Origin of the sequence: Streptomyces sp. NPDC060028 (assembly GCF_042736725.1) — a bacterium.
Taxonomy (GTDB): domain Bacteria; phylum Actinomycetota; class Actinomycetes; order Streptomycetales; family Streptomycetaceae; genus Streptomyces.
The window spans coordinates 1-19,181 of sequence record NZ_JBHWVJ010000095.1; the positions used below are offsets into that span (position 1 = coordinate 1).

Here is a 19,181-nt window from a genome sequence, read left to right on the forward strand (position 1 = left end):
GAGCGGCGGCGCGCGCCACCGCCGGAGCCGCCGCCGGCCTGGCCCGCGGAGCGCTGGCGCGGCGGGGTCGGCTGCGGCACGTCCAGCACGATGGGGATGCCCGAGGGCTCCTTGGCGCCGGTCAGCCGGGACAGCTCCGCGTCGGAGGACTTGATCTGCGCGGTGCGCGGGGAGATCCCGGCGTCCGACATCAGGCGGGTCATGTCCCGCTTCTGGTCGGGCAGCACCAGGGTGACCACGCTGCCGGACTCGCCGGCACGGGCGGTACGGCCGCCGCGGTGCAGGTAGTCCTTGTGGTCGGTGGGCGGGTCCACGTTGACGACGAGGTCGAGGTCGTCGATGTGGATGCCGCGGGCGGCCACGTTGGTGGCGACCAGCGCGGTGACCTCGCCCGTCTTGAACCAGTCCAGGGTGCGGTTGCGCTGCGGCTGCGAGCGGCCGCCGTGCAGGCCGGAGGCGCGGACGCCGTCCGCGAGGAGCTTCTTGACCATGCGGTCGACCCCGCGCTTGGTGTCGACGAACATGATCACCCGGCCGTCGCGAGCGGCTATGCGCGTGGCCACGGCCTTCTTGTCGGTCTCGTCCATGACGTACAGGACGTGGTGCTCCATCGTGCTGACCGCGCCGGCGGACGGGTCGACGGAGAAGGCGACCGGGTCGGTCAGGAACATCTTGACGAGCTTGTCGATGTTCTTGTCGAGGGTCGCCGAGAACAGCATGGTCTGGCCCTTGGGCCGGACCTGCTTGAGCAGGGCGGTGACCTGCGGCATGAAGCCCATGTCGGTCATCTGGTCGGCCTCGTCGAGGACCGTGATGGCGACCTGCGAGAGGTCGGCGTCACCGCGGTCGATGAGGTCCTTCAGGCGGCCGGGGGTGGCGACGAGCACCTCGGCGCCGCGGCGCAGGGCGCCGGACTGCCGGTTGATCGACATGCCGCCGACGACGGTCGCGATGCGCAGGTTGACGGCCGTGGCGTACGGGGCCAGGGCGTCGGTGACCTGCTGCGCGAGCTCACGGGTCGGTACGAGGACCAGCGCGAGGGGCATCTTCGGCTGGGCGCGGTGCCCGGCGGTGCGGGCCAGCAGGGCCAGGCCGAAGGCCAGGGTCTTGCCGGAGCCGGTACGGCCGCGGCCGAGCAGGTCACGGCCGGCGAGCGAGTTCGGCAGGGTCGCGGCCTGGATCGGGAACGGCTCGGTGACGCCCAGGGCGGCGAGGGTCTTCAGCAGCGCCTCGGGCATGCCCATGTCCTCGAACGCGGCGACCGGCGGCAGGGCCGGGGTCAGCGGGTCGGGCATGGTGAATTCTTGGGGCCTGGCCACGGGGGCGGACTTCTGCCGTCCCGCGCCAGTCTTCGGACGTCCCTGGGCCGCACCTCGGCCCCGGGTGGGGCGGCGGCTGGGTCGTGCGGAGCTGGAGCTGGTCATGCGAGAAAGCCCTCCTGAAACGGCAAGGTAAAACAAATGGTCGAAACAGCAGACAAGCCGGGGCCCGCACCTGTTCGGTGCGGACCCCGGCGTGCTGAATGCCTTAGGCGGGGAGGATGTTCTCCGCCTGGGGGCCCTTCTGGCCCTGGGTGACGTCGAAGGACACGCGCTGGCCCTCGTTGAGCTCACGGAAGCCCTGGGTGGCGATGTTCGAGTAGTGGGCGAAGACGTCCGGGCCGCCACCGTCCTGCTCGATGAAGCCGAAGCCCTTTTCCGAGTTGAACCACTTCACGGTGCCAAGTGCCATTTTAAATCTCCTGAATAGGCGGCAAAGGGCCCCATCCGGAGATTCCGGCAAAACAATAAAAGCGCCTGCGGAGCATTCCCGTCAGGCGCACATAAAGTTCATGGGTACCACAACTGCAACGCCCCAAAGCTAGCACACGTCGGTCCGGGGCGGGGGCGGGAGGCATGTGACCTGCGTCGCGACCGCTCCCGCCCGCGGCCGGCCCTCCGCCTCGGCAGCGCCGCGCGGAGCCCCGCCAGGGCCGCCCCGCCTGCGCCGGGGAGATCCACGCCCTCCCGGGAGGTGGCGGCCACGGCGGGCCGCACCTCCCCTTCACTCGCGTACGCGTTCACCCGAACGGCGGAACCGGGGGGAACGCGCACCGTCGCGGGCATCGGTGATTGACTCCGCGCATGGCAGCGATCAAGGAGCCCTGGGGGCTCAGTGTGCTCGGAGCGGGCAGCGTGTCCGCCGAACCCGAACTCGCCCACGTGGAACTGGCGGTCGACCTCATCGCCCCGACGCCGAAGGAGGCCTTCACCGAAGCCGGTGCGGCGGTGGCCCGGCTGCGGGCCACCTTGCGGGAACACGGCATACCCGACTCCGACGTCTCCGGTTCACGCCTGGCGCTGACGTCGCAGTACAACGGGTACGGGGCGGAGCGGACCTTCCGCGGCTACTGCTGCATGGCCACGTACACCGTGCAGACGGCGGACCTAGGCCGGCTCGACCTGCTGATCGAGGACGCGGTCACGGCCGGCGCGAACCGCGTCGACGCCGTGCACTTCGAGGTCCACGACAAGCCCGCGATGCGCGACGAGGCCCGGCGCCGGGCGGTGGCGGCCGCCCGGCGCAAGGCCGAGGTCTATGCGGAGGCGTGCGGGGTGCGGCTGGGCCCGGTGATCCACATCGAGGACGTCGACCCGGAGTCGACGGGCGGCCACGGCCACGGCCGCCGCACGGGCGGGGACCCCGAATCCGACGGCACCCTCTCCCCCGGCTCGGTCCGCATCAAGGCCGCCGTGCTCCTCGGCTTCGCCCTGCACCCCTGACCGCGGCGGGGCGGCGGCCCGGGGCCGGCTACAGGCGCTCGATGATCGTCACGTTGGCCTGGCCGCCGCCCTCGCACATCGTCTGGAGGCCGAAGCGGCCCCCCGTGCGCTCCAGTTCGTGCAGCAGCGTCGTCATCAGCTTCACGCCCGTCGCGCCCAGCGGATGGCCGAGCGCGATCGCGCCCCCGTTCACGTTCACCCGGGCCGGGTCCGCGCCCGTCTCCTTCAGCCAGGCCAGCACCACCGGGGCGAAGGCCTCGTTGATCTCCACCAGGTCGATGTCGCCCAGCGCCATGCCCGTCTTCTTCAGCGCGTACGCGGTGGCCGGGATGGGCGCCGACAGCATGCGGATCGGGTCCTCGCCGCGCACCGAGAGGTGGTGGATGCGGGCGCGGGGGCGCAGGCCGTGCTCCCGTACCGCCCGCTCGGAGGCCAGCAGCATCGCCGCCGCGCCGTCCGAGACCTGGGAGGAGACGGCCGCGGTGATGGTGCCGCCCTCCAGGACGGGCTTGAGGGTCGCCATCCTCTCGAGGGTGGTGTCCCGGCGGGGGCCCTCGTCCACTGCCACGTCCCCGTAGGGCACGATCTCGCGCTCGAAACGTCCCTCGTCGATCGCGCGGACCGCCCGCTGGTGGCTGGACAGGGCGAACCGCTCCATGTCGCGCCGCGAGATCCCCCATTTCTCCGCGATGAGCTGCGCGCCGTGGAACTGGTTCACCGGGGCGTCGCCGTACCGGGCCCGCCAGCCCGCCGATCCCGCGTAGGGGCCCTCCGTGAAGCCCAGCGGCTCCGCCGCCTGCCGTGACGCGAAGGCGATCGGGATCATCGACATGTTCTGGGTGCCGCCCGCGACCACCAGGTCCTGGGTGCCGGACATGACGCCCTGCGCCGCGAAGTGCACCGCCTGCTGCGAGGAGCCGCACTGGCGGTCGATGGTGACCCCGGGGACCTCTTCCGGCAGGCCCGCCGCCAGCCATGCCGTCCGGGCGATGTCCCCCGCCTGCGGCCCCACCGTGTCGAGGCAGCCGAAGACCACGTCCTCCACGGCGGCCGGGTCCACCCCGGACCGCTCGACCAGTGCCTTCAGGACGTGCGCGCCGAGGTCGGCCGGGTGGACCGCGGACAGGCCCCCCTTGCGCCGCCCCACGGGGGTGCGTACCGCTTCGACTATGTAGGCCTCGGGCATCGGGACTCCTCGGTTCCGGGTTACGTGCGTACGGCGATCCCGTCCAGCACCATCGACAGGTACTGGCGGGCGATCTCCTCGGGGCTGTGCCGGCCGCCCGGCCGGTACCAGGACGCCGCCACCCACACCGTGTCGCGCACGAAGCGGTAGGTGAGGCGGACGTCGAGGTCGGCGCGGAAGACCTGGGCGGCGACCCCGCGCTCCAGCGTCCCCAGCCACGCCTCCTCGAACTTCACCTGCGAGTCGGAGAGGTAGTGGAAGCGGGGCTGGGCCGACAGGTGCCGGGACTCCTTCTGGTAGATCGCGACGGCGGCGCGGTGCCGGTCGATCTCCCGGAAGGACTCGGTGACGAGGGCCTCGATGGTCTCCCTGGGGCCGAGACCGGCGGCGAGGACGGTGTCGTAGCCCTGCCACAGCTCGTTCAGGAAGGCCGAGAGGATCTCGTCGAGCATCGATTCCTTGGAATCGAAGTGGTAGTAGAGGCTGCCGGCGAGCATCCCGGCGGCGTCGGCGATCTTGCGGACGGTGGTGGCGTTGTAGCCCTGCGCGGCGAAGACCTCGGCTGCGGTGTCGAGGAGTTCCCGACGACGCTCGGGCGAGGCCGTCACCTGCGGCTTCTTCTTCTGGATCGGCTTGTTCGTTGGCACGCGTCCATTCTCGGCCTACGCGCGCTGGCTGCTGACCGACACGGTCTCGCCGGTCATGTAAGAGGAATAGCCGCTGGCCAGGAAGACGATGACGTTGGCGACCTCCCACGGCTCGGCGTACCGGCCGAAGGCCTCGCGGGCGGTCAGTTCGCGCAGGAGTTCCTCGCTGGTGACCTTCACCAGGTGCGGGTGCATGGCCAGGCTCGGGGCGACCGCGTTGACCCGTACGCCGAATGCGGCGGCCTCCAGCGCCGCGCAGCGGGTCAGCGCCATCACCCCGGCCTTGGCGGCGGCGTAGTGGGCCTGGCCGGTCTGGGCGCGCCAGCCGACGACGGAGGCGTTGTTGACGACGACCCCGCCCCGCCCGGAGGCCTTCAGGGAACGCAGTGCGGCGCGGGTGCAGCGGAAGGTGCCGTTCAGGGTGACGTCGAGGACCTTGCCCCACTGCTCGTCGGTCATGTCGACGAGGTCGGCGGTCCCGCCGAGTCCGGCGTTGTTGACGACGACGTCGAGGCCGCCGTGGGTCTGTTCGGCGAGCGCGAAGAGGGCCCGGACCTGTTCCTCGTCGGTGACGTCGCACGGGAGGGAGGTGACGCGCTCGGCCCCGAACTCGGCGGCGAGCGCGATCTCGGTCTCCTTCAGGCGCCGGGCGTGCGCGTCGCCGATGACGATGCGGGCGCCCTCCTCCAGGAAGCGGCGGGCGGTGGCCCCGCCGATGCCGGCCCCGGCGGCGGCGGTGACGACGGCCGTCCGGTCCTTCAGCAGGCCGTGGCCGGCGATGTACTCGGGCGGGTTCATGCCCGTGCCTCCTTGGTCCTCGACGCTGCTCATGGCCGTACGTTAACCTACCAAACACTTGTTAGGGAAGGACGTGCGGATGCCTGCCGTCCCGGCCCCGAAGGAGGCGAACACCTGATGGACCTCACCCATGCGGCGGACGTGGAGGCCTTCCGGGCCGAGGCGCGGGACTGGCTGGCCGCGCACGTGCCGTCCGTCCCCCTGCCCTCCCTGGAGACCGGCGAGGGCTTCGCGGCTCACCGGGAGTGGGAGGCCCTGCTGCGCGCGGACCGCTGGTCGGTGGTCTCCTGGCCCGAGGAGTACGGGGGCCGGGGCGCGGACCTCGAACGGTGGCTGGTCTTCGAGGAGGAGTACTGGGCCGCGGGCGCACCCGGCCGGGTCTCCCAGAACGGCATCAACCTGCTCGCGCCGACCCTCTTCGACCACGCGACGGCCGAGCAGCGGGCGCGGGTGCTGCCCTCCATGGCGAGCGGCGAGGTGATCTGGGCGCAGGCCTGGTCGGAGCCGGAGTCGGGCTCGGACCTGGCCTCGCTGACGTCGCGGGCGGTGCGCACGCGGGGCGGCTGGCTGCTGTCGGGGCAGAAGACCTGGTCCTCGCGGGCGGCCTTCGCGGACCGGGCGTTCGGCATCTTCCGCACGGATCCCGGGGCCCCGAAGCCGCACCAGGGGCTGACGTATCTGATGTTCGACCTGCGCGCGCCGGGGGTGACGGTGCGGCCCATCGGGCGGCTCGACGGGAAGCCGGCCTTCGCGGAGCTGTTCCTGGACGAGGTCTTCGTACCGGACGCGGACGTGATCGGGGAGCCGGGGCAGGGCTGGCGGATCGCGATGTCGACCACGGGCAACGAGCGGGGGCTCACGTTGCGCTCCCCCGGCCGGTTCCTGGCGGCCGCGGAGCGGCTGGTCGAGCTGTGGGAGTCGGCCGGGGACCGGGCCGACACCGCGCTGCGGGACCGGGTGGCGGACGCGGTGGTCGGGGCGCGCGCCTACGAGCTGTTCACCTGGGCGGGCGCCGCCCGCTTCGCGGCGGGTGAGGCGACGGGGGCCGAGTCCAGCCTGAACAAGGTGTTCTGGTCGCAGTACGACATCGCCCTGCACGAGACGGCGTTGGACCTGCTGGGGCCGGACGCGGAGCTCGCGGAGGGCGAGTGGGCCGAGCCGTGGATCTTCTCGCTGGCCGGTCCGATCTACGCGGGGACGAACGAGATCCAGCGCGACATCATCGCCGAGCGGCTGCTCGGCCTCCCGAAGGGCCGCCGCTGATGCGCTTCCTGCCGACCGAGGAACAGTCGGACTTCGCCCGCACGCTGCGCGACCTGCTCGGGGCGGCGGACGTCCCCGCGGCGGTACGGGCCTGGGGCGCGGGCGACCACGGGCCCGGGCGGGCCCTGTGGGGCCGCGTGGCGCGGACGGGGCTGTTCGCCCTGGCCGCGGACGAGGCGTACGACGGGGCCGGGCTGCTGCCGCTGGAACTGTCGCTCGGCTTCGTGGAGTTGGGCCGGGCGGGGCTGCCGGGTCCGGCGGTGGAGACGGCGGCCGCGGCGGTGCTGCTCTGCGAGCTGGGGGACGCGGCGCTGGCGAAGCGGTTCCTGCCGGGGCTCGTGGCGGGCGAGGCGGCGGCCACGCTGACCCTGCCGGGCGGTTCCCCGTACGCGGTGGACGCGGACGCGGCGGCGTACTGCTTCACGGTGTCGGGGGCGGGCGAGCTCCGCCTGGCCGGGGGCGGGGGCGCTCTCCTGGCGTCCATGGACCCGGCACGGCGGCTGTCGCTGCTCCCGGCCGGGGGTGAACTGCTGGCGGCGGGCCCGCGGGTGGCGGCGGCGGCACGGACGGCCGGCCGCTGGGCGCGGCTGCTGACGGCGGCCCAGTGCCTGGGCGTCGGCGAGGCGCTCCTGGCCCGCACGGTGGAGTACGCGAAGCAGCGCACGCAGTTCGGCACGCCGATCGGCGGTTTCCAGGCGGTCAAGCACCGGCTGGCGGACACGCTGCTCGGGCTGGAGTTCGCCCGGCCGCTGCTGTGGGCGGCGGCCCTGACCCTGGACCCGGGCGAGGTCGCGGCGGCGAAGCTCACGGCGGGCGAGGCCTCGTACGCGGCGGCCATGACGGCGCTGCAGCTGCACGGCGCGGTCGGCTACACGCAGGAGCTGGACCTCTCCCTGTGGCTGCGCAAGGCCCGCCCGCTGCGGGACGCGTGGGGTACGCCGTCGCAGTGCCGGGCGGCGGTGCTTCAGGCGCGCGTGCGGTAGGACGCGGCGAGGGCCGTGTTCATGAGCCGTGCGCTCAGGCTCCGGCGATCGCCACGGCGAGGCTGACGACGTAGCGCTCCTCGACCGTGCCGTCCGGGAAGAGCGGGCTCAGCCGGTCCCGTTCGGCGTCCATGAACGCCCGGGTGCCGGGCTCGCCGAGGAGCAGGAAGGCGGAGTGGCTGGCGTGGTTGGCCAGGTGCGCCTCCAGGGGGATCCGGCGGGACCAGCGGACCTCGCGGGTGGTGAAGTCCAGCCCCTCGGGCAGCCCGCGGAAGGTGGCTTCGGTGGCCGAGAACAGCGCCCGGATCCGGGCGTCCTGTTCGGCGATCCAGGGCACGGCGGCGTCCAGGTCGTTCCACCAGAGCGCCAGCGCGCCGCCGGGGCGCAGCACGCGGCGGGCCTCGGGGACGGAGCGCTCGGGGTGCGTCCAGTGCCAGGACTGGGCGAACGTGAGGAGGTCGAAGCCGCCGTCGGCGAGCGGCAGCCGGTCCCCGTCCCCGCGGACGATGGGGATGTCCGGGTGAGCGAGGCGGAACTCGGCGGCCATGCCGTCCCCGGGCTCCACGGCGAGCACCTCGGCCCCGCGGGCCCGCATCGCCCCGGTCGCGATGCCGGTCCCCGCCCCCACGTCGGCCACCCGCGCCCCGCGGATCCGCCGCCCGGCCAGCTCCTCGACGGCGTCGTACAACGCCTCGGGGTACCCGGGCCGACTGGCCCCGTACAGGGCGGCGGCTTTGTCGAAGGAACGGGCGCGCATGGCTGAGGACATGGCCCCATTGTCGGCGCCGCCCCGGGCCCGTCTCAGCGGAACTCGTGCACGACCTCGATGCGGCCCACGATGTGCGCGTTGAACTCGTCCAGCTCCTCCGCCGGGACCCACAGCTCCAGAATCGTTTCGCCTCCGGCCTGCCGAACCGGGTAGCGGGCCAGGAAGGCGGTGTCGACCTCGAAGCGCGTCACGAAGCCGGCGCCGTCGTGCTTGACGTTCCAGTCGCGGGCGATGCGGATCGCGTAGTCCTCGTTGAGGACGGGATAGAAGATCGGCTGCTCCGGCAGCCGCGGCGGCCAGGCCCGCCGGTCGAGGGCGCGGACCAGCTCCAGCTCGACGGGGCCCGTCGGACGCCAGAGGGTGGTGGTCGGGTTCGTGGACATGGGGTGACGCTACGGCGTGGAGACGGGCCGCGGCCAGCGGATATGGCCGGTTCGAATCCGGCCGCCCCGCCCCCTTGCCCGTCGCCAAGTGCGGGCCCGGCCGGCTGTCAGCTCAGCCGGCCTCGTCCCGCCGTCGTTTTGCCGTCAGCCCGCCGTCATCCCGCCGTCCACCGCGAACTCCGTGCCCGTCACGTACGAGGACGCGTCCGAGCAGAGGAAGACGACCAGCTCCCCCACCTCCTGCGGCCGGCCCATCCGGCCCAGCGGCACGTGCGACCAGTCCCGCCCTGCGACCGCCTCGGCCACCATCGGGGTGTCGATCGCCCCCGGGTGCACCGAGTTGACCCGGATCCGGTCCCCCGCCAGGTCCAGCGCCGCCGACCGGGACAGCCCGCGGAGCCCGAACTTCGTCGACCCGTACGCCGCGTGGCCCGGGATGCCGACGAGCCCGGCCGTGGAGGAGATGTTCACGATCGAGCCGCCCCCGGCCGCCCGCAGCAGCGGAGCCACCGCCTGGATGCCGAGGAACGGCCCCAGCAGGTTGACCCGCAGCAGCGCCTCGAAGTCCGCGAGCCCCTGCTGCTCGACGTGGGCCGTGCGCCACAGCGCCGCGTTGTTGACCAGCGCCGAGACCGTGCCGAAGGCGCGCACGGCCTCCCGTACGACCTCCGCCCAGCTCGCCTCGTCGGCCACGTCGTGCCGTACGAACCGCCCCTGGTCGCCCAGTTCCGCCGCGACCGCCCGGCCCTCGTCCTCCCGTACGTCCGTGACGACGACCCGCGCGCCGGCCTCCGCGCACAGCCGGGCCTCCGCCGCGCCCTGGCCGCGCCCGGCGCCGGTGATGACGACGACCTTCCCCGCCAGTGAGATCACGGGTACCTCCCTGCCTATTTTGAATAGGCGTATTTCTAGCAGTCATATCGCGCGGGAGGAAGGGAGGGAGGAGGAAGGGAGGTAAGGGGGCGCCCGAACGCCCGGCCATAGACTGCATTACGTGGCAGACGAGACGAACAGGCACACGCTCCCCGCGACCGGCTGGGCGGTGCTCGGACTGCTCTCCTTCGGGGAGGAGCTCTCCGGCTACGACCTGAAGAAGTGGGCGGACCGCTCGCTGCGCTTCTTCTACTGGAGCCCGTCCTTCAGCCAGATCTACAGCGAGCTCAAGCGCCTGGAGACGGCCGGTTACGCCTCCTCCCGCCTGGTCGCCCAGGAGACCGGGACCCGCGACAAGCGCGTCTACCGGATCACCGGCGAGGGCATGGCCGCCGTACGGGAATGGGCGCGCGCGGCGCCCGTCGACCCGCCGGTGCTCAAGCACGGGCCGATGCTGCGGCTGTGGCTGGGCCACCTCCTGGAACCGGAGCAGATGCGCGAAGTCCTCGTACGGCAGCAGGAGTTCGCGGAGGACATGCGCCGCCGGGCGGTGGCCGACGCGGAGAGCGTCCAGGGCGAGGCCGTGTGGGCGTACCCGGCGCTCACCCTCAAGTGGGCCGAGCGCCACTACGCCTCCGAGCGCGACCTCGCGGCCGCCATGCTGGAGGACATCGAGGAGCTGGCGGCAGCGGCCGCCGCCGCCGAGCAGCGTGAGCAGGGCGAGCAGGGCGACCGCCCGTAAGGGGTTCGCCGCCCGGCGGCCGTACCCTCGGGCTCATGACGGGCAGCGCGACAGACCTCCGCACGATGCAAGAGACCGCTCCGGCTCTCGTGAACCTCTACAAGAGCGCCGGGGTCTCGCTGCGCAAACACGGCCTGGAGGGCGGGCGCGCGGCGGTCTACCTGGTGCTGGACTACTCGGGGTCGATGCGCCCGTACTACGAGGACGGCAGCGTGCAGGCCCTCGCGGACCGGGTGCTGGGGCTGTCCGCGCACCTCGACGACGACGCCCGGGTCCCGGTGGTCTTCTTCTCCACGGACGTCGACGCGGTGGAGGAGATCTCCCTCGCCGGGCACGAAGGGCGGGTCACCGCGATCGCCGCCGGCCTCGGGCACATGGGCAAGACGGCCTACCACCTGGCCATGGACGCGGTGATCGACCATTACCTGGACTCCGGCTCCACGGCCCCGGCCCTGGTGGTCTTCCAGACGGACGGCGGCCCCGTGAACAAGCTCGCGGCGGAGAAGTACCTGTGCAAGGCGGCGCGGCTGCCGCTGTTCTGGCAGTTCGTCGGCTTCGGCAACACGCGCAGCTCGCAGTTCGACTTCCTGCGCCGGCTGGACGAACTTCCCGTCCCGGCGAGGCGGCCGGTGGACAACGCGGGCTACTTCCACGCCGGCCTCGATCCGCGGGCCGTCCCGGACGCGGAACTGTACGACCGGCTGGTCGCGGAGTTCCCGTTTGGGCTGGCGGCGGCCCGGGCGGCAGGCATCGTCCGCGCCTGACACGGTGCTTTCATGGGGACATGACGACGAACAACTGGGCAGCGTTCGAGAAGGCGGAGCCGGAGTTCGCGGCGGCCGTCCAGGCCCGTTTCGCGCAGTACCCGCACCACGTCCTCGCCACCCTGCGCAAGGACGGCTCCCCGCGGGTGGCCGGGCTGAATGTCGACTTCCGCGGCGGTGAGCTGTGGCTGGGCATGATGCCGGGCTCGATGAAGGCCCGGGACCTGCAGCGCGACCCGCGCTTCGCGCTGCACACCAATCCCGGCGAGGGCGAGACGATGCCGGACGGGGACGTACGGATCTCCGGGCGCGCGGTGGAGATCGTGGACCCGCCCGAGCTGCACCGGTACGCGGAGGAGACCGACTCCCCGCACCCGTTCCACCTCTTCCACGCGGATCTGACGGAGGTGGTCCACATCGCCGTCGAGGGCGACGACCTGGTGGTCACCGCCTGGACCCCGAACCACGGCATCCGCACGATCCGCCGCGGCAACGACGACGAGCCGCCCCGGGAGGGCTGAGCCTCCCGGGCCGGACGCCGCACGTTACGGGCGCCAGGTTCCGCTGCTCCACAGCGCGGCGCCCGTGCCCTGGGCGTAGATGACGAAGTTGCCGTCGGCCTGGAGCATCGCGTAGGCGCCGGTGTGCCCCCAGGTGCCGGTGCTCCACAGGCTGCCGCCCGTGGTGGGGCCGCCGCCCTTGCGGTAGACGACGAGGTTGCCGTCATCCTGCATGCGCGCGTACGCGCCCGGGCTGTAGAGGCCGGTGGTCCACAGGGTCTGGCCGGTCACGCGGTCGACGACGACCAGGTTGCCGTCCTGCTGCATCACCACCGCGGTCTTGGTGTCGTGCGTCCAGGCACCGGGGGTCAGGCTCTGGCCGGAGGTGAGCTTGGTGCTCCGCTGCCACGTCCCGGTGCCCCACAGGCCGGAGCCGGTGGCGCTGTAGAGGACGAGGTTGCCGTCGTCCTGAAGCCGGAGGGAAGCCCCGGGGTTGCCGAAGGTCCCGGAGGACCAGATGCCCACGCCGGCCTTGTTGTAGATGACGAAGTTGCCGTCGGCCTGGACCGTGCCGTAGGCGCCGGCGTTGCCGTAGGTGTTGCTGGCCCACAGCGCCACGCCGCTGCCCGAGCCCGCCTTGTAGGACACGACGAGGTTGCCGTCGCTCTGCATGGTCAGCTTGGCGTTGGCGCTCTCGATGGTGGAGCCGGGGCACAGCAGGTCGTTGCGGGCCCCGCCGGCCGCGTCGACATCGACGTAGTTGCGGTCGATGCTGAGCTGGATGCCGCCGTAGGTCTCCTTGGTGTCACCCACGAACTGGTGGGCGCGCCTAGTGCCCACCCACTGCTGGGTGCAGGCACTGAGACCCATGTCGGCGTCCGAGACGCCGGCGGAACCGTTCCAGTTGGCGGTCCACAGCACGTCGGGCATGGAGCCCGGCTTCTGGTCGTACGCCGCGCTCAGCGCCTTGGCGCCGGAGCCGACGGCGACGTAGGAGCCACTGCGGTAGCCCAGCTCGTGCAGCTTCTCCGTCCACGCCGTGAGGTAGGCGACGACGGGGGCGTCGAACTTGGCCCGGTCGCTGTAGGACTCGACGTTGTTGTACAGCAGCGAGCCCGGGTCCAGGCCGAGCGCCTGAGCGGCCGTCACGGCGCCGGAGGCGGCCGTGCGTCCCTGCTCGTCGGCGACGGCGAGATCCGTGGAGAGCTTGTTCGCCGGGTCGATCGCGCTGTTCCACGGCTGGGGGCCGACCCACAGCGGCATCAGGTGCCAGCCCGCGGTGGTCTGCGTACGCACCCAGTCGGCCGTCAGGTTCGGCTGGCTGCACCCACGCGCGCCGCCACCTATGTAGACGCCGATGGCGCGGTACGCGGAATTGGCCTTCCAGGCATTCATCGTGGTCTGGCTCGGCGCGGTGCAGGCATCGAAGCCCTCACCGCGGTAGGCGCTCGTGACCACACCGGCGGCGGCCGCGAGCGGCGCCACCGGCTGCGGGGCCGACTGCGGGCCGGCCTCCGGCAGGGACCGCTTCCCGGCCGTGGTGCCGGTACCCGTGCCGGTCGGCACGGCGCTCTCGATCATCTTGCGGACGGTCGCGGGCGAAGCCCCGTACGAGGCGGTGGCCATGATCCCCGGCTGCCGCAGCGCGTAGCGGAGCTCCTTGCTGACCGCCTTGGGGTCGGCGGGCAGGGCGGTTCCGGACGCCACGGTCACCGTGGGGATGTCCGCACGCTGCAAGGTGCCCTGGATCGGTTCCAGATGCAGGGTGTCGGCGCGGTCGGCGACCGCGCGGCCCGAACACTCGGACTGGGTCCCGGCGTGCCCGAGGTACAGGGTGGGCACGTCGAGACGCAGGCAGGCCTCGGGGTTGCGGTCGAGGTCGACGATCCGCCACGTGCCGGGAACGGTGACCTTCAGACCTTGGTATTCAACGACTCGGCCGTCGGCCGCCGTTGCAACGGGGGCCAGAGCAGAGAACAGCAGGGTGGCGCCGATCGCAGATCCCGTGAGACCGCGCAGCATGCTTCGGGACGACATTGAGCTCCGGATTCATAGATCAGGTTGAATGCCGGATCACTATATGCAGACTTCCCGCTCCATCAACGGGGTTATAAATGACCGGAGATGGGCCCTGGAACGGTATGGATCCCGGATTGCCGGAAGGCCCGGCATCTCCGGGATGTCCGCATCGTCCAGGGCGGTCAGCTGAGGGGGCCGGTGGGGGTGGGGGCGGCGGGGGTCACGTCCACCCAGTTGCGGTCGATGTTGATCGTGACCCCGCCGTAGGAGGCGTCGTGGTCGCCGCGGAATTGGTGGGCGCGGCGTGGACCGGCCCATTGGCGGGTTCCGGTGGGCAGGCCCATGTCGGCGTCGGCGACGGAGGCAGCGCCGTTCCAGCGGGCCACCCACAGGACGTCCGGCATGGCCTGCGGGGCCTGTTCGTAGTGGGCACTCAGCGCCTTGACCCCGGAGCTCGCCGAGACGTAGGCCGCCGCGCGGTAGCCCAGCTCGTGCAGCCGGACCGTCCAGGCCGTGAGGTAGGCGACGACCGGGGCGTCCCAGGTGGCCCGGTCCGTGTAGTTCTCCAGGTCGTTGTAGAGGACCGTGCCCTGCTCCAGGCCCAGGTTCCGGGCCGCGTCCACGGCGCCGTCCGCCTCCTCCCGGCCCTGCTCGTTGGCCTGGGAGGGGTCGGAGGACAGGCCGGTGCTGCTGCTGCGCCAGGGCTGCGGGCCGACCCAGATCGGCATCAGGTGCCAGCCCGCCTCCGCCTGGCGGCGGACCCAGTCGGCCGTGAGCTGCGGCTGGGCGCAGGCCCGGGCGCGGCCGCCGACGTAGATGCCGACGGCGCCGAAGGGGGAGTCGGCCCGCCAGGTGTCCATCGACCGCTGGGTGGGGGCGGTGCAGGCGTCGAAGCCCTCGCCGGTGAAGGGTTCCTGGTCGGTACGGGGGCCCGGGCCGGCGGCGACGGCCGGCTCGGCGACGACGGGCCGGGGGCCGGGCCTGGGGCGGGGGCCCGGGCCGCCGTGGCCGCCCGCCGCCGTGCGGGCCCGCGCCAGGACGGCTCGTACCGCGTCGGGCGAGACCCCGTACGAGACGGTGGCCATCAGCCCGGAGCGGCGCAGGGCGTACCGCAGCTCGTTGCTGCCGCCCTGGACCGGCGGCAGCTCTGCCCCGCCGTCGACCGCGAGGGTGGGGATGTCGGCGCGCGGCGGTGCCCCGTCGAGGGGCTCCAGGTGCAGGGTGTCGGCGCGGGCGGCGACGGCGCGGCCGGTGGTGCACTCGCTCTGGGCGCCGGCGTGCCCGAGGTAGAGGGTGGGCAGGTCGAGGCGCAGGCAGGCGCCGGGGTTGCGGTCGAGGTCGATGACCCGCCAGTCGGCGGGGACGGACAGGCGCAGCCCGCGGTAGTCGACGGTGCGACCGTCGCCGAGGGCGGCACGGGCGGGGTGTGCGGGGAGGCCGGCCGAGGCGGGGATCAGCAGGGCGGCGCCCAGCAGGCAGCGAAGCAGCGTACGGGAGGGCATGTGACCCACTGTTACCAGACGGCGGGACCCCTCAACTGCGGCGACCGCACGCGCAGATGGTCCGTATGGAGCAGTCGGCGCCCCGCACCCGCCCCGCCGGCCCGTCCTCCATGAATTCGACCAGCGGCAGCACCAGCTCCCACAGGTCCCGCTTGTCGACCTCCCGTACGAGGGCGTCCAGCTCCGCGTCGCCAGCCCGGCGGCGGCGTCCGCCACCACCTTCCGCGCGTCCGCGGGCAGTACGTCGACCAGCGGGAGGAACTCCCCCCACAGCGCGGTCGCCACGACGGCCCGTACGACTCCGGCCAGCACCTGGGGGTCGCGCAGCGAGTCGAGGCGGGCCACCGCGAGCCGTTCCTCCTCGCCGAGCAGGGCGACGAGCGGCAGGAGCGCCTCCCACAGCCCCTCGGCGTGCGTCACCCGCACGAGCGAATCGAGCTCGGCCCCGTCGAGGCGGGCCGTGAGCTGGGCGATCCCCAGCCGCTGGTCGCCGCCGACCATGCCGGCGACGGCGAGGGCTCCTCCCAAAGGCCGTCGGCCGCGGCGGCGCGCACGAGCGAGCCGAGCCGGTCGTCGCCCATGAGCTCCAGGATCCGCGGCAGCCGCTCGGGCAGGTCCACGTAGAAGCCGGCGCGCAAGACGGCGGTGTCGCCGACCTGTTCCAGGATCCGGCCGAGGACCCGGTCCCGCATGTGGCCGACGAACCGCCCCATGGTGAGGTGGTCGCCCCGCTCCGCCAGTACGACGGCGATCCGTACGACGAGCCCCTCGTCGAGCCGGTCCACGATCCCGGCGATCTTCCTCGGGTCGAGGTGGGCGCCGTCCGGCGACGGCGGCCGCCGGCCTGGGACCGAGCGCCTTCTGCGATATGGCGGCCGCCACCCCGGCCGGCACCAGCCTGGTCGCGGCGGCGATGCGGTCGAGCATCTCGGGCGCCCGGTCGTTCAGTCGGTGACCTGCTCCCGGAAGGCCCGTACGTCCGCGCTCGGCAGCCCGTCCAGGAATCCGAGGTCGGCGCCCTCCACGCCCAGCAGCCGGGCGACCTTCTCCAGCTCGGCGCGGCTCACCGGAACAGCACCTTGCGTACGGCGCCGCGCGCGAGGGCGGGAACCAGCTTGAGGGCTTCCCCGGCGGCCTGGTTCAGCCCGTCGGCCTGTCGGGACCGCTCGGCCCGCAGGGCGTCGGCGAGCCGCGCCAGCTCCTCGGCGGGCAGTTCCCTGAAGGAGTTGGGCGGCCTCCCGCCGCCCAACTCCGCGCCCAGCCAGCGGACGGGCCGGCACGGGCGCTGGGCCTCCTTCAGGGGGACTCCCTGACCACGGTCCCGGCGGCCCGCACCATGAAGACGTCCACCTCGTCCTGAGCCTCGACGGCGAATCCGTACCGCTCGTACAGCCGCTGCGCGGCGCTCCCCCGCAGCACGTTGAGCCGTACGTCCATCCACTGCGCGTCGGCCCGCTCCAACAGCCCGCGCAGCAACCGGGAGCCGATCCCCCGCCCCTGATGCTCCGCCGCCACGATGAAGTGCTCCAGCAGCAGACCGTCCCCGTCGGGCCGCACGGTGAAGCACCCGACCACCTGCCCGCGCGCCACGAGCACGGACGAATGCTCGGCGGAGAACGAGTCCAGCAGCCGCTGCCGCACCCGGTGCTCGTCGTAGCGCCCGAGCCGCTCCAGATCCCCCCGCATGACCTCGGCCCGCAACTCGGCGAGCACCTCGACATCCCCGCCCCGCGGCGCCCTGACCTCGACATCCATCCGGCCAGTATCCCAAGGAGCCCTGTCGGCGACGGAGGCCGAGCCCCGCGAACAAGCCAGAACTCGGCCGGCACCGACCGCTCTGCTTACTTTCACACCAGCTTGAAACCGGCCCGGGCCGACTTGCCCACACCCTCGTCGCAGATCTCGAACTCGTCGGCGAGCGCCCTCACCAACCACAGCCCTCGGCCACTCTGCGCGTCAGGGTCGGGCTGCTGGACAACAGGGCAACCAGGTCCGCTGTCGCGCACCTCGATCCACATGACCCCGTCTTCTCGCGCCAACCGCACCGAAAACTCACGCCCGGGCGGGACGCCGTGCAGCACGGCGTTCGCGGCGAGTTCGGAGGCGCAAAGCTTTATGTCGTCCCGCCGTTCGGACACCCCCCACTCGGCAAGCGTGTCGCCCACGAACTGACGGACCGCGCGAACCGAAGCGCGAGCCCGCCGGAAACGCTGCTGCCGGGACAAGGTCATAGACATCCCACCGCCTTAACGCTGAGCTTCCAAGGCCACACAGAACGTAGCGCTATTCGCGAAAAGCAGCAAGGTCGGCAAGGGTAGTTTGGATTGAAGTCGTCGCTTAACGTGGAGGACGGCAGGGCGAGTCGGGTCGGGCGCACAGGAGGCATCGTGAGCGGCAGCGGGTGGACCAGCACGTCGATGCCGTACCTCACGCCTCGCGCTTCCGGGGACACGGACGCGTGGAGCGAAGAGGCAACCGCCGCGGGACGTCGGGGCGGGCAGCGCATCCTGCACGCCGCGGAAATCACTGCCCCGCCCGAGGTCGCCGGCCTGCTCGGCCTGGCCGAGTCGAGCATCGTCGTGGCGCGCCGCCGGATCATCGAACTCGACGGCGAGCCGTCCGAATTGACCGACACCTACTATCCCGCGGACATCGCCGTCGGCACACCGTTGGCCGGCACGGCGAAGATCCGCGGCGGCGCCGTGACACTGCTAGCCGCCCTCGGACACGTCGGTGTACGGGTCGTCGAGAACGTGACGGCGAGGATGCCCAACTCCGACGAGCGCGAGCAACTGCGCCTCGGGCCCGGCGAACCGGTGCTTCAACTCGCCCGCGCCACCTACGACTCGGCGGACCGCACGATCCAGGCGGACGTGATGGTCATGCCGGCCGGACGCCAGCAGTTGCGGTACGAGATCAGGATCGGATGACCTTGCCCAGTTCCGGAGCCGCAGGGCTCGATCCACGGCCGCTCCACGCCCGCATCGCCGCCGACCTCCGCGACGAGATCATGAGCGGCTGCCTCGCGCCGGGAGCCAAGCTCCCCTCGACCGCGCAGCTGAAGGCACGGTTCGACGCCTCCAACGCCACGATCCAGAAGGCCTTGCAGCTTCTGAAGGGCGAAGGCCTGGCGATCGGCCGCGCAGGGTCGGCGGTGACCGTACGGGAGAACCGGCAGCGGACCGTCCGTCCGGCGGGGTCCCTCGCACCAGCGGCGGACGGAGCCGCTTACCCCTGGCTCGCCGAGGCCACCGACCGGCAGGCGGTCGCACGCAGCACGCTGCTGGCGGTCGAAGAGGTGCCGGTCGTCGGCGATGTCGCCCTCGCGCTCGGCCGCACGGAGGGCAGCCCGGCCGTGTGCCGCCGTCAGCTGATCAGCGTCGACGACGAGCCCGCCGAGCTCGTGTACTCGTACTACCCGCCGGACATCGCGCGCGGCACCGCCCTGGCGGAGCCGCGCCGCATCCGGGGCGGCACCCCGACCCTGCTGGCGGAACTCGGCTTCCCGCCACGCCGCAGCGTGGACCGGGTCTCCGCCCGGGTAGCGACGCAGGAGCAGTACAGCGCGCTGCGGCTGCCCGGAGACCTTCCGGTGCTGCGGACCCTGCGCACCGTGTTCGGCGACGGGGAGCTCCCCATCGAGGTCACCGTCATGGTGAAGGCCGGACACCTGTACGAGCTGCGGTACGAGTTCGCCGCCGAGTGACCGGCCCCGAACGCCACCGCGCCCGCCATCCCTGGTCGGGGACATGGCGGGCGCGGTGTCAGAGTTCCGCACGCCGTTGTACGGACCGTATGAGGGGTCCCGCCCTGGCGAGCGGGGGTACTGCCGGCGGTACCGGGTGCGCACCGACGGTCGGAGGCCGGCGCAGCCGGGCGAAGCCCGGGAGGCCGCCTGCGGCCGAGCGGTGCGAGCGCGGCGTCAAGAAGGAGCTCCGCACGCCGTTGTACGGACCGTATGAGGGGTCCCGCCCTGGCGAGCGGGGGTAC

23 protein-coding genes are annotated in these 19,181 nt (G+C 72.7%); 8 read left to right on the forward strand and 15 right to left on the reverse strand.

Features of this window, described 5'->3' with window-relative positions:
• On the reverse strand, positions 1–1,424 hold a 1,424-nt coding region (locus tag ACFWBF_RS31915; protein WP_385608023.1), incomplete at its 3' end, for a DEAD/DEAH box helicase.
• Positions 1,425–1,527: 103 nt separating this feature from the next.
• The gene (locus tag ACFWBF_RS31920) at positions 1,528–1,731 is read right to left on the reverse strand and encodes a cold-shock protein (protein ID WP_112447913.1); all 204 of its coding nucleotides are present in this window, start codon (positions 1,729–1,731) and stop codon (positions 1,528–1,530) included.
• A 392-nt stretch (positions 1,732–2,123) separates the two neighbouring features.
• Between ACFWBF_RS31920 and ACFWBF_RS31925 the strand changes: the two genes are divergently transcribed.
• Complete coding sequence (locus ACFWBF_RS31925) at positions 2,124–2,762, forward strand: SIMPL domain-containing protein (protein ID WP_385608025.1); 639 nt, start codon at positions 2,124–2,126, stop codon at positions 2,760–2,762.
• Between the two features lie 28 nt (positions 2,763–2,790).
• On the opposite strand, the gene ACFWBF_RS31930 is transcribed toward ACFWBF_RS31925, so the two are convergent.
• From ACFWBF_RS31930 to ACFWBF_RS31940, 3 genes are read right to left on the reverse strand one after another with little or no spacing between them, the layout of a single operon-like run.
• On the reverse strand, positions 2,791–3,948 hold the full coding sequence (locus tag ACFWBF_RS31930) for an acetyl-CoA C-acetyltransferase (RefSeq protein WP_385608026.1): 1,158 nt from the start codon (positions 3,946–3,948) through the stop codon (positions 2,791–2,793).
• A 20-nt stretch (positions 3,949–3,968) separates the two neighbouring features.
• Positions 3,969–4,595 carry a TetR/AcrR family transcriptional regulator gene (locus tag ACFWBF_RS31935; RefSeq protein WP_385227458.1) on the reverse strand — a complete coding sequence of 209 codons (627 nt, stop codon included), beginning with the start codon at positions 4,593–4,595 and terminating at the stop codon, positions 3,969–3,971.
• A 15-nt stretch (positions 4,596–4,610) separates the two neighbouring features.
• Complete coding sequence (locus ACFWBF_RS31940) at positions 4,611–5,426, reverse strand: SDR family oxidoreductase (RefSeq protein ID WP_385608028.1); 816 nt, start codon at positions 5,424–5,426, stop codon at positions 4,611–4,613.
• An 84-nt stretch (positions 5,427–5,510) separates the two neighbouring features.
• On the opposite strand from ACFWBF_RS31940, the gene ACFWBF_RS31945 reads away from it, so the two are divergent.
• Both ACFWBF_RS31945 and ACFWBF_RS31950 read left to right on the forward strand, forming a co-directional pair.
• Positions 5,511–6,656, forward strand: a complete 1,146-nt coding sequence (locus ACFWBF_RS31945; RefSeq protein ID WP_385608030.1) for an acyl-CoA dehydrogenase family protein — start codon at positions 5,511–5,513, stop codon at positions 6,654–6,656.
• On the forward strand, positions 6,656–7,639 hold the full coding sequence (locus ACFWBF_RS31950) for an acyl-CoA dehydrogenase family protein (RefSeq protein WP_385608032.1): 984 nt from the start codon (positions 6,656–6,658) through the stop codon (positions 7,637–7,639). Before ACFWBF_RS31945 ends, ACFWBF_RS31950 begins: the two co-directional genes overlap by 1 nt.
• Positions 7,640–7,673: 34 nt before the next feature.
• Here ACFWBF_RS31950 and ACFWBF_RS31955 read toward each other — a convergent pair whose 3' ends face one another.
• From ACFWBF_RS31955 to ACFWBF_RS31965, 3 genes are all read right to left on the reverse strand, one after another.
• Positions 7,674–8,408 (reverse strand): class I SAM-dependent methyltransferase, encoded by a 735-nt coding sequence (locus ACFWBF_RS31955; protein ID WP_385608033.1) that lies wholly within the window; start codon positions 8,406–8,408, stop codon positions 7,674–7,676.
• Between the two features lie 32 nt (positions 8,409–8,440).
• Positions 8,441–8,791 carry a hypothetical protein gene (locus ACFWBF_RS31960; protein ID WP_385608035.1) on the reverse strand — a complete coding sequence of 117 codons (351 nt, stop codon included), beginning with the start codon at positions 8,789–8,791 and terminating at the stop codon, positions 8,441–8,443.
• A 144-nt stretch (positions 8,792–8,935) separates the two neighbouring features.
• Positions 8,936–9,664: an SDR family NAD(P)-dependent oxidoreductase gene (locus ACFWBF_RS31965; RefSeq protein ID WP_385608036.1), complete on the reverse strand. Its 729-nt coding sequence runs from the start codon at positions 9,662–9,664 to the stop codon at positions 8,936–8,938.
• A gap of 121 nt (positions 9,665–9,785) precedes the next feature.
• Here ACFWBF_RS31965 and ACFWBF_RS31970 point away from each other — a divergent pair, with 121 nt between their 5' ends.
• From ACFWBF_RS31970 to ACFWBF_RS31980, 3 genes are read left to right on the forward strand one after another with little or no spacing between them, the layout of a single operon-like run.
• The gene (locus tag ACFWBF_RS31970; RefSeq protein ID WP_385608038.1) at positions 9,786–10,406 is read left to right on the forward strand and encodes a PadR family transcriptional regulator; all 621 of its coding nucleotides are present in this window, start codon (positions 9,786–9,788) and stop codon (positions 10,404–10,406) included.
• A gap of 35 nt (positions 10,407–10,441) precedes the next feature.
• Complete coding sequence (locus tag ACFWBF_RS31975; RefSeq protein ID WP_385608040.1) at positions 10,442–11,170, forward strand: VWA domain-containing protein; 729 nt, start codon at positions 10,442–10,444, stop codon at positions 11,168–11,170.
• A 20-nt stretch (positions 11,171–11,190) separates the two neighbouring features.
• Positions 11,191–11,691: a pyridoxamine 5'-phosphate oxidase family protein gene (locus tag ACFWBF_RS31980; protein ID WP_385608042.1), complete on the forward strand. Its 501-nt coding sequence runs from the start codon at positions 11,191–11,193 to the stop codon at positions 11,689–11,691.
• Between the two features lie 24 nt (positions 11,692–11,715).
• Here the strand turns inward: ACFWBF_RS31980 and ACFWBF_RS31985 are convergent, their stop codons facing one another.
• The 7 genes from ACFWBF_RS31985 to ACFWBF_RS32015 all read right to left on the reverse strand — a co-directional run bounded on the left by ACFWBF_RS31985 (position 11,716) and on the right by ACFWBF_RS32015 (position 17,428).
• Positions 11,716–13,707, reverse strand: a complete 1,992-nt coding sequence (locus tag ACFWBF_RS31985; RefSeq protein ID WP_385608044.1) for a glycoside hydrolase domain-containing protein — start codon at positions 13,705–13,707, stop codon at positions 11,716–11,718.
• A 164-nt stretch (positions 13,708–13,871) separates the two neighbouring features.
• Positions 13,872–15,692, reverse strand: coding sequence for a glycoside hydrolase domain-containing protein (locus ACFWBF_RS31990; RefSeq protein ID WP_385608046.1), 1,821 nt, complete (start codon positions 15,690–15,692; stop codon positions 13,872–13,874).
• Positions 15,608–15,976 (reverse strand): hypothetical protein, encoded by a 369-nt coding sequence (locus tag ACFWBF_RS31995; RefSeq protein WP_385608048.1) that lies wholly within the window; start codon positions 15,974–15,976, stop codon positions 15,608–15,610. Before ACFWBF_RS31995 ends, ACFWBF_RS31990 begins: the two co-directional genes overlap by 85 nt.
• Positions 15,977–16,135: 159 nt before the next feature.
• Entirely contained in the window at positions 16,136–16,258 is a 123-nt protein-coding gene (locus ACFWBF_RS32000; protein WP_385608049.1) for a hypothetical protein, read from the reverse strand.
• Complete coding sequence (locus tag ACFWBF_RS32005) at positions 16,255–16,440, reverse strand: hypothetical protein (protein WP_385608051.1); 186 nt, start codon at positions 16,438–16,440, stop codon at positions 16,255–16,257. Before ACFWBF_RS32005 ends, ACFWBF_RS32000 begins: the two co-directional genes overlap by 4 nt.
• 47 nt (positions 16,441–16,487) lie before the next feature.
• Entirely contained in the window at positions 16,488–16,946 is a 459-nt protein-coding gene (locus ACFWBF_RS32010) for a GNAT family N-acetyltransferase (RefSeq protein ID WP_385608053.1), read from the reverse strand.
• A 92-nt stretch (positions 16,947–17,038) separates the two neighbouring features.
• Positions 17,039–17,428: an ATP-binding protein gene (locus ACFWBF_RS32015; RefSeq protein WP_385608055.1), complete on the reverse strand. Its 390-nt coding sequence runs from the start codon at positions 17,426–17,428 to the stop codon at positions 17,039–17,041.
• 150 nt (positions 17,429–17,578) lie between these two features.
• Here ACFWBF_RS32015 and ACFWBF_RS32020 point away from each other — a divergent pair, with 150 nt between their 5' ends.
• Entirely contained in the window at positions 17,579–18,121 is a 543-nt protein-coding gene (locus ACFWBF_RS32020) for a GntR family transcriptional regulator (RefSeq protein WP_385608057.1), read from the forward strand.
• Positions 18,118–18,897, forward strand: a complete 780-nt coding sequence (locus ACFWBF_RS32025) for a GntR family transcriptional regulator (protein ID WP_385608059.1) — start codon at positions 18,118–18,120, stop codon at positions 18,895–18,897. Before ACFWBF_RS32020 ends, ACFWBF_RS32025 begins: the two co-directional genes overlap by 4 nt.
• Positions 18,898–19,181: the final 284 nt, after the last annotated feature.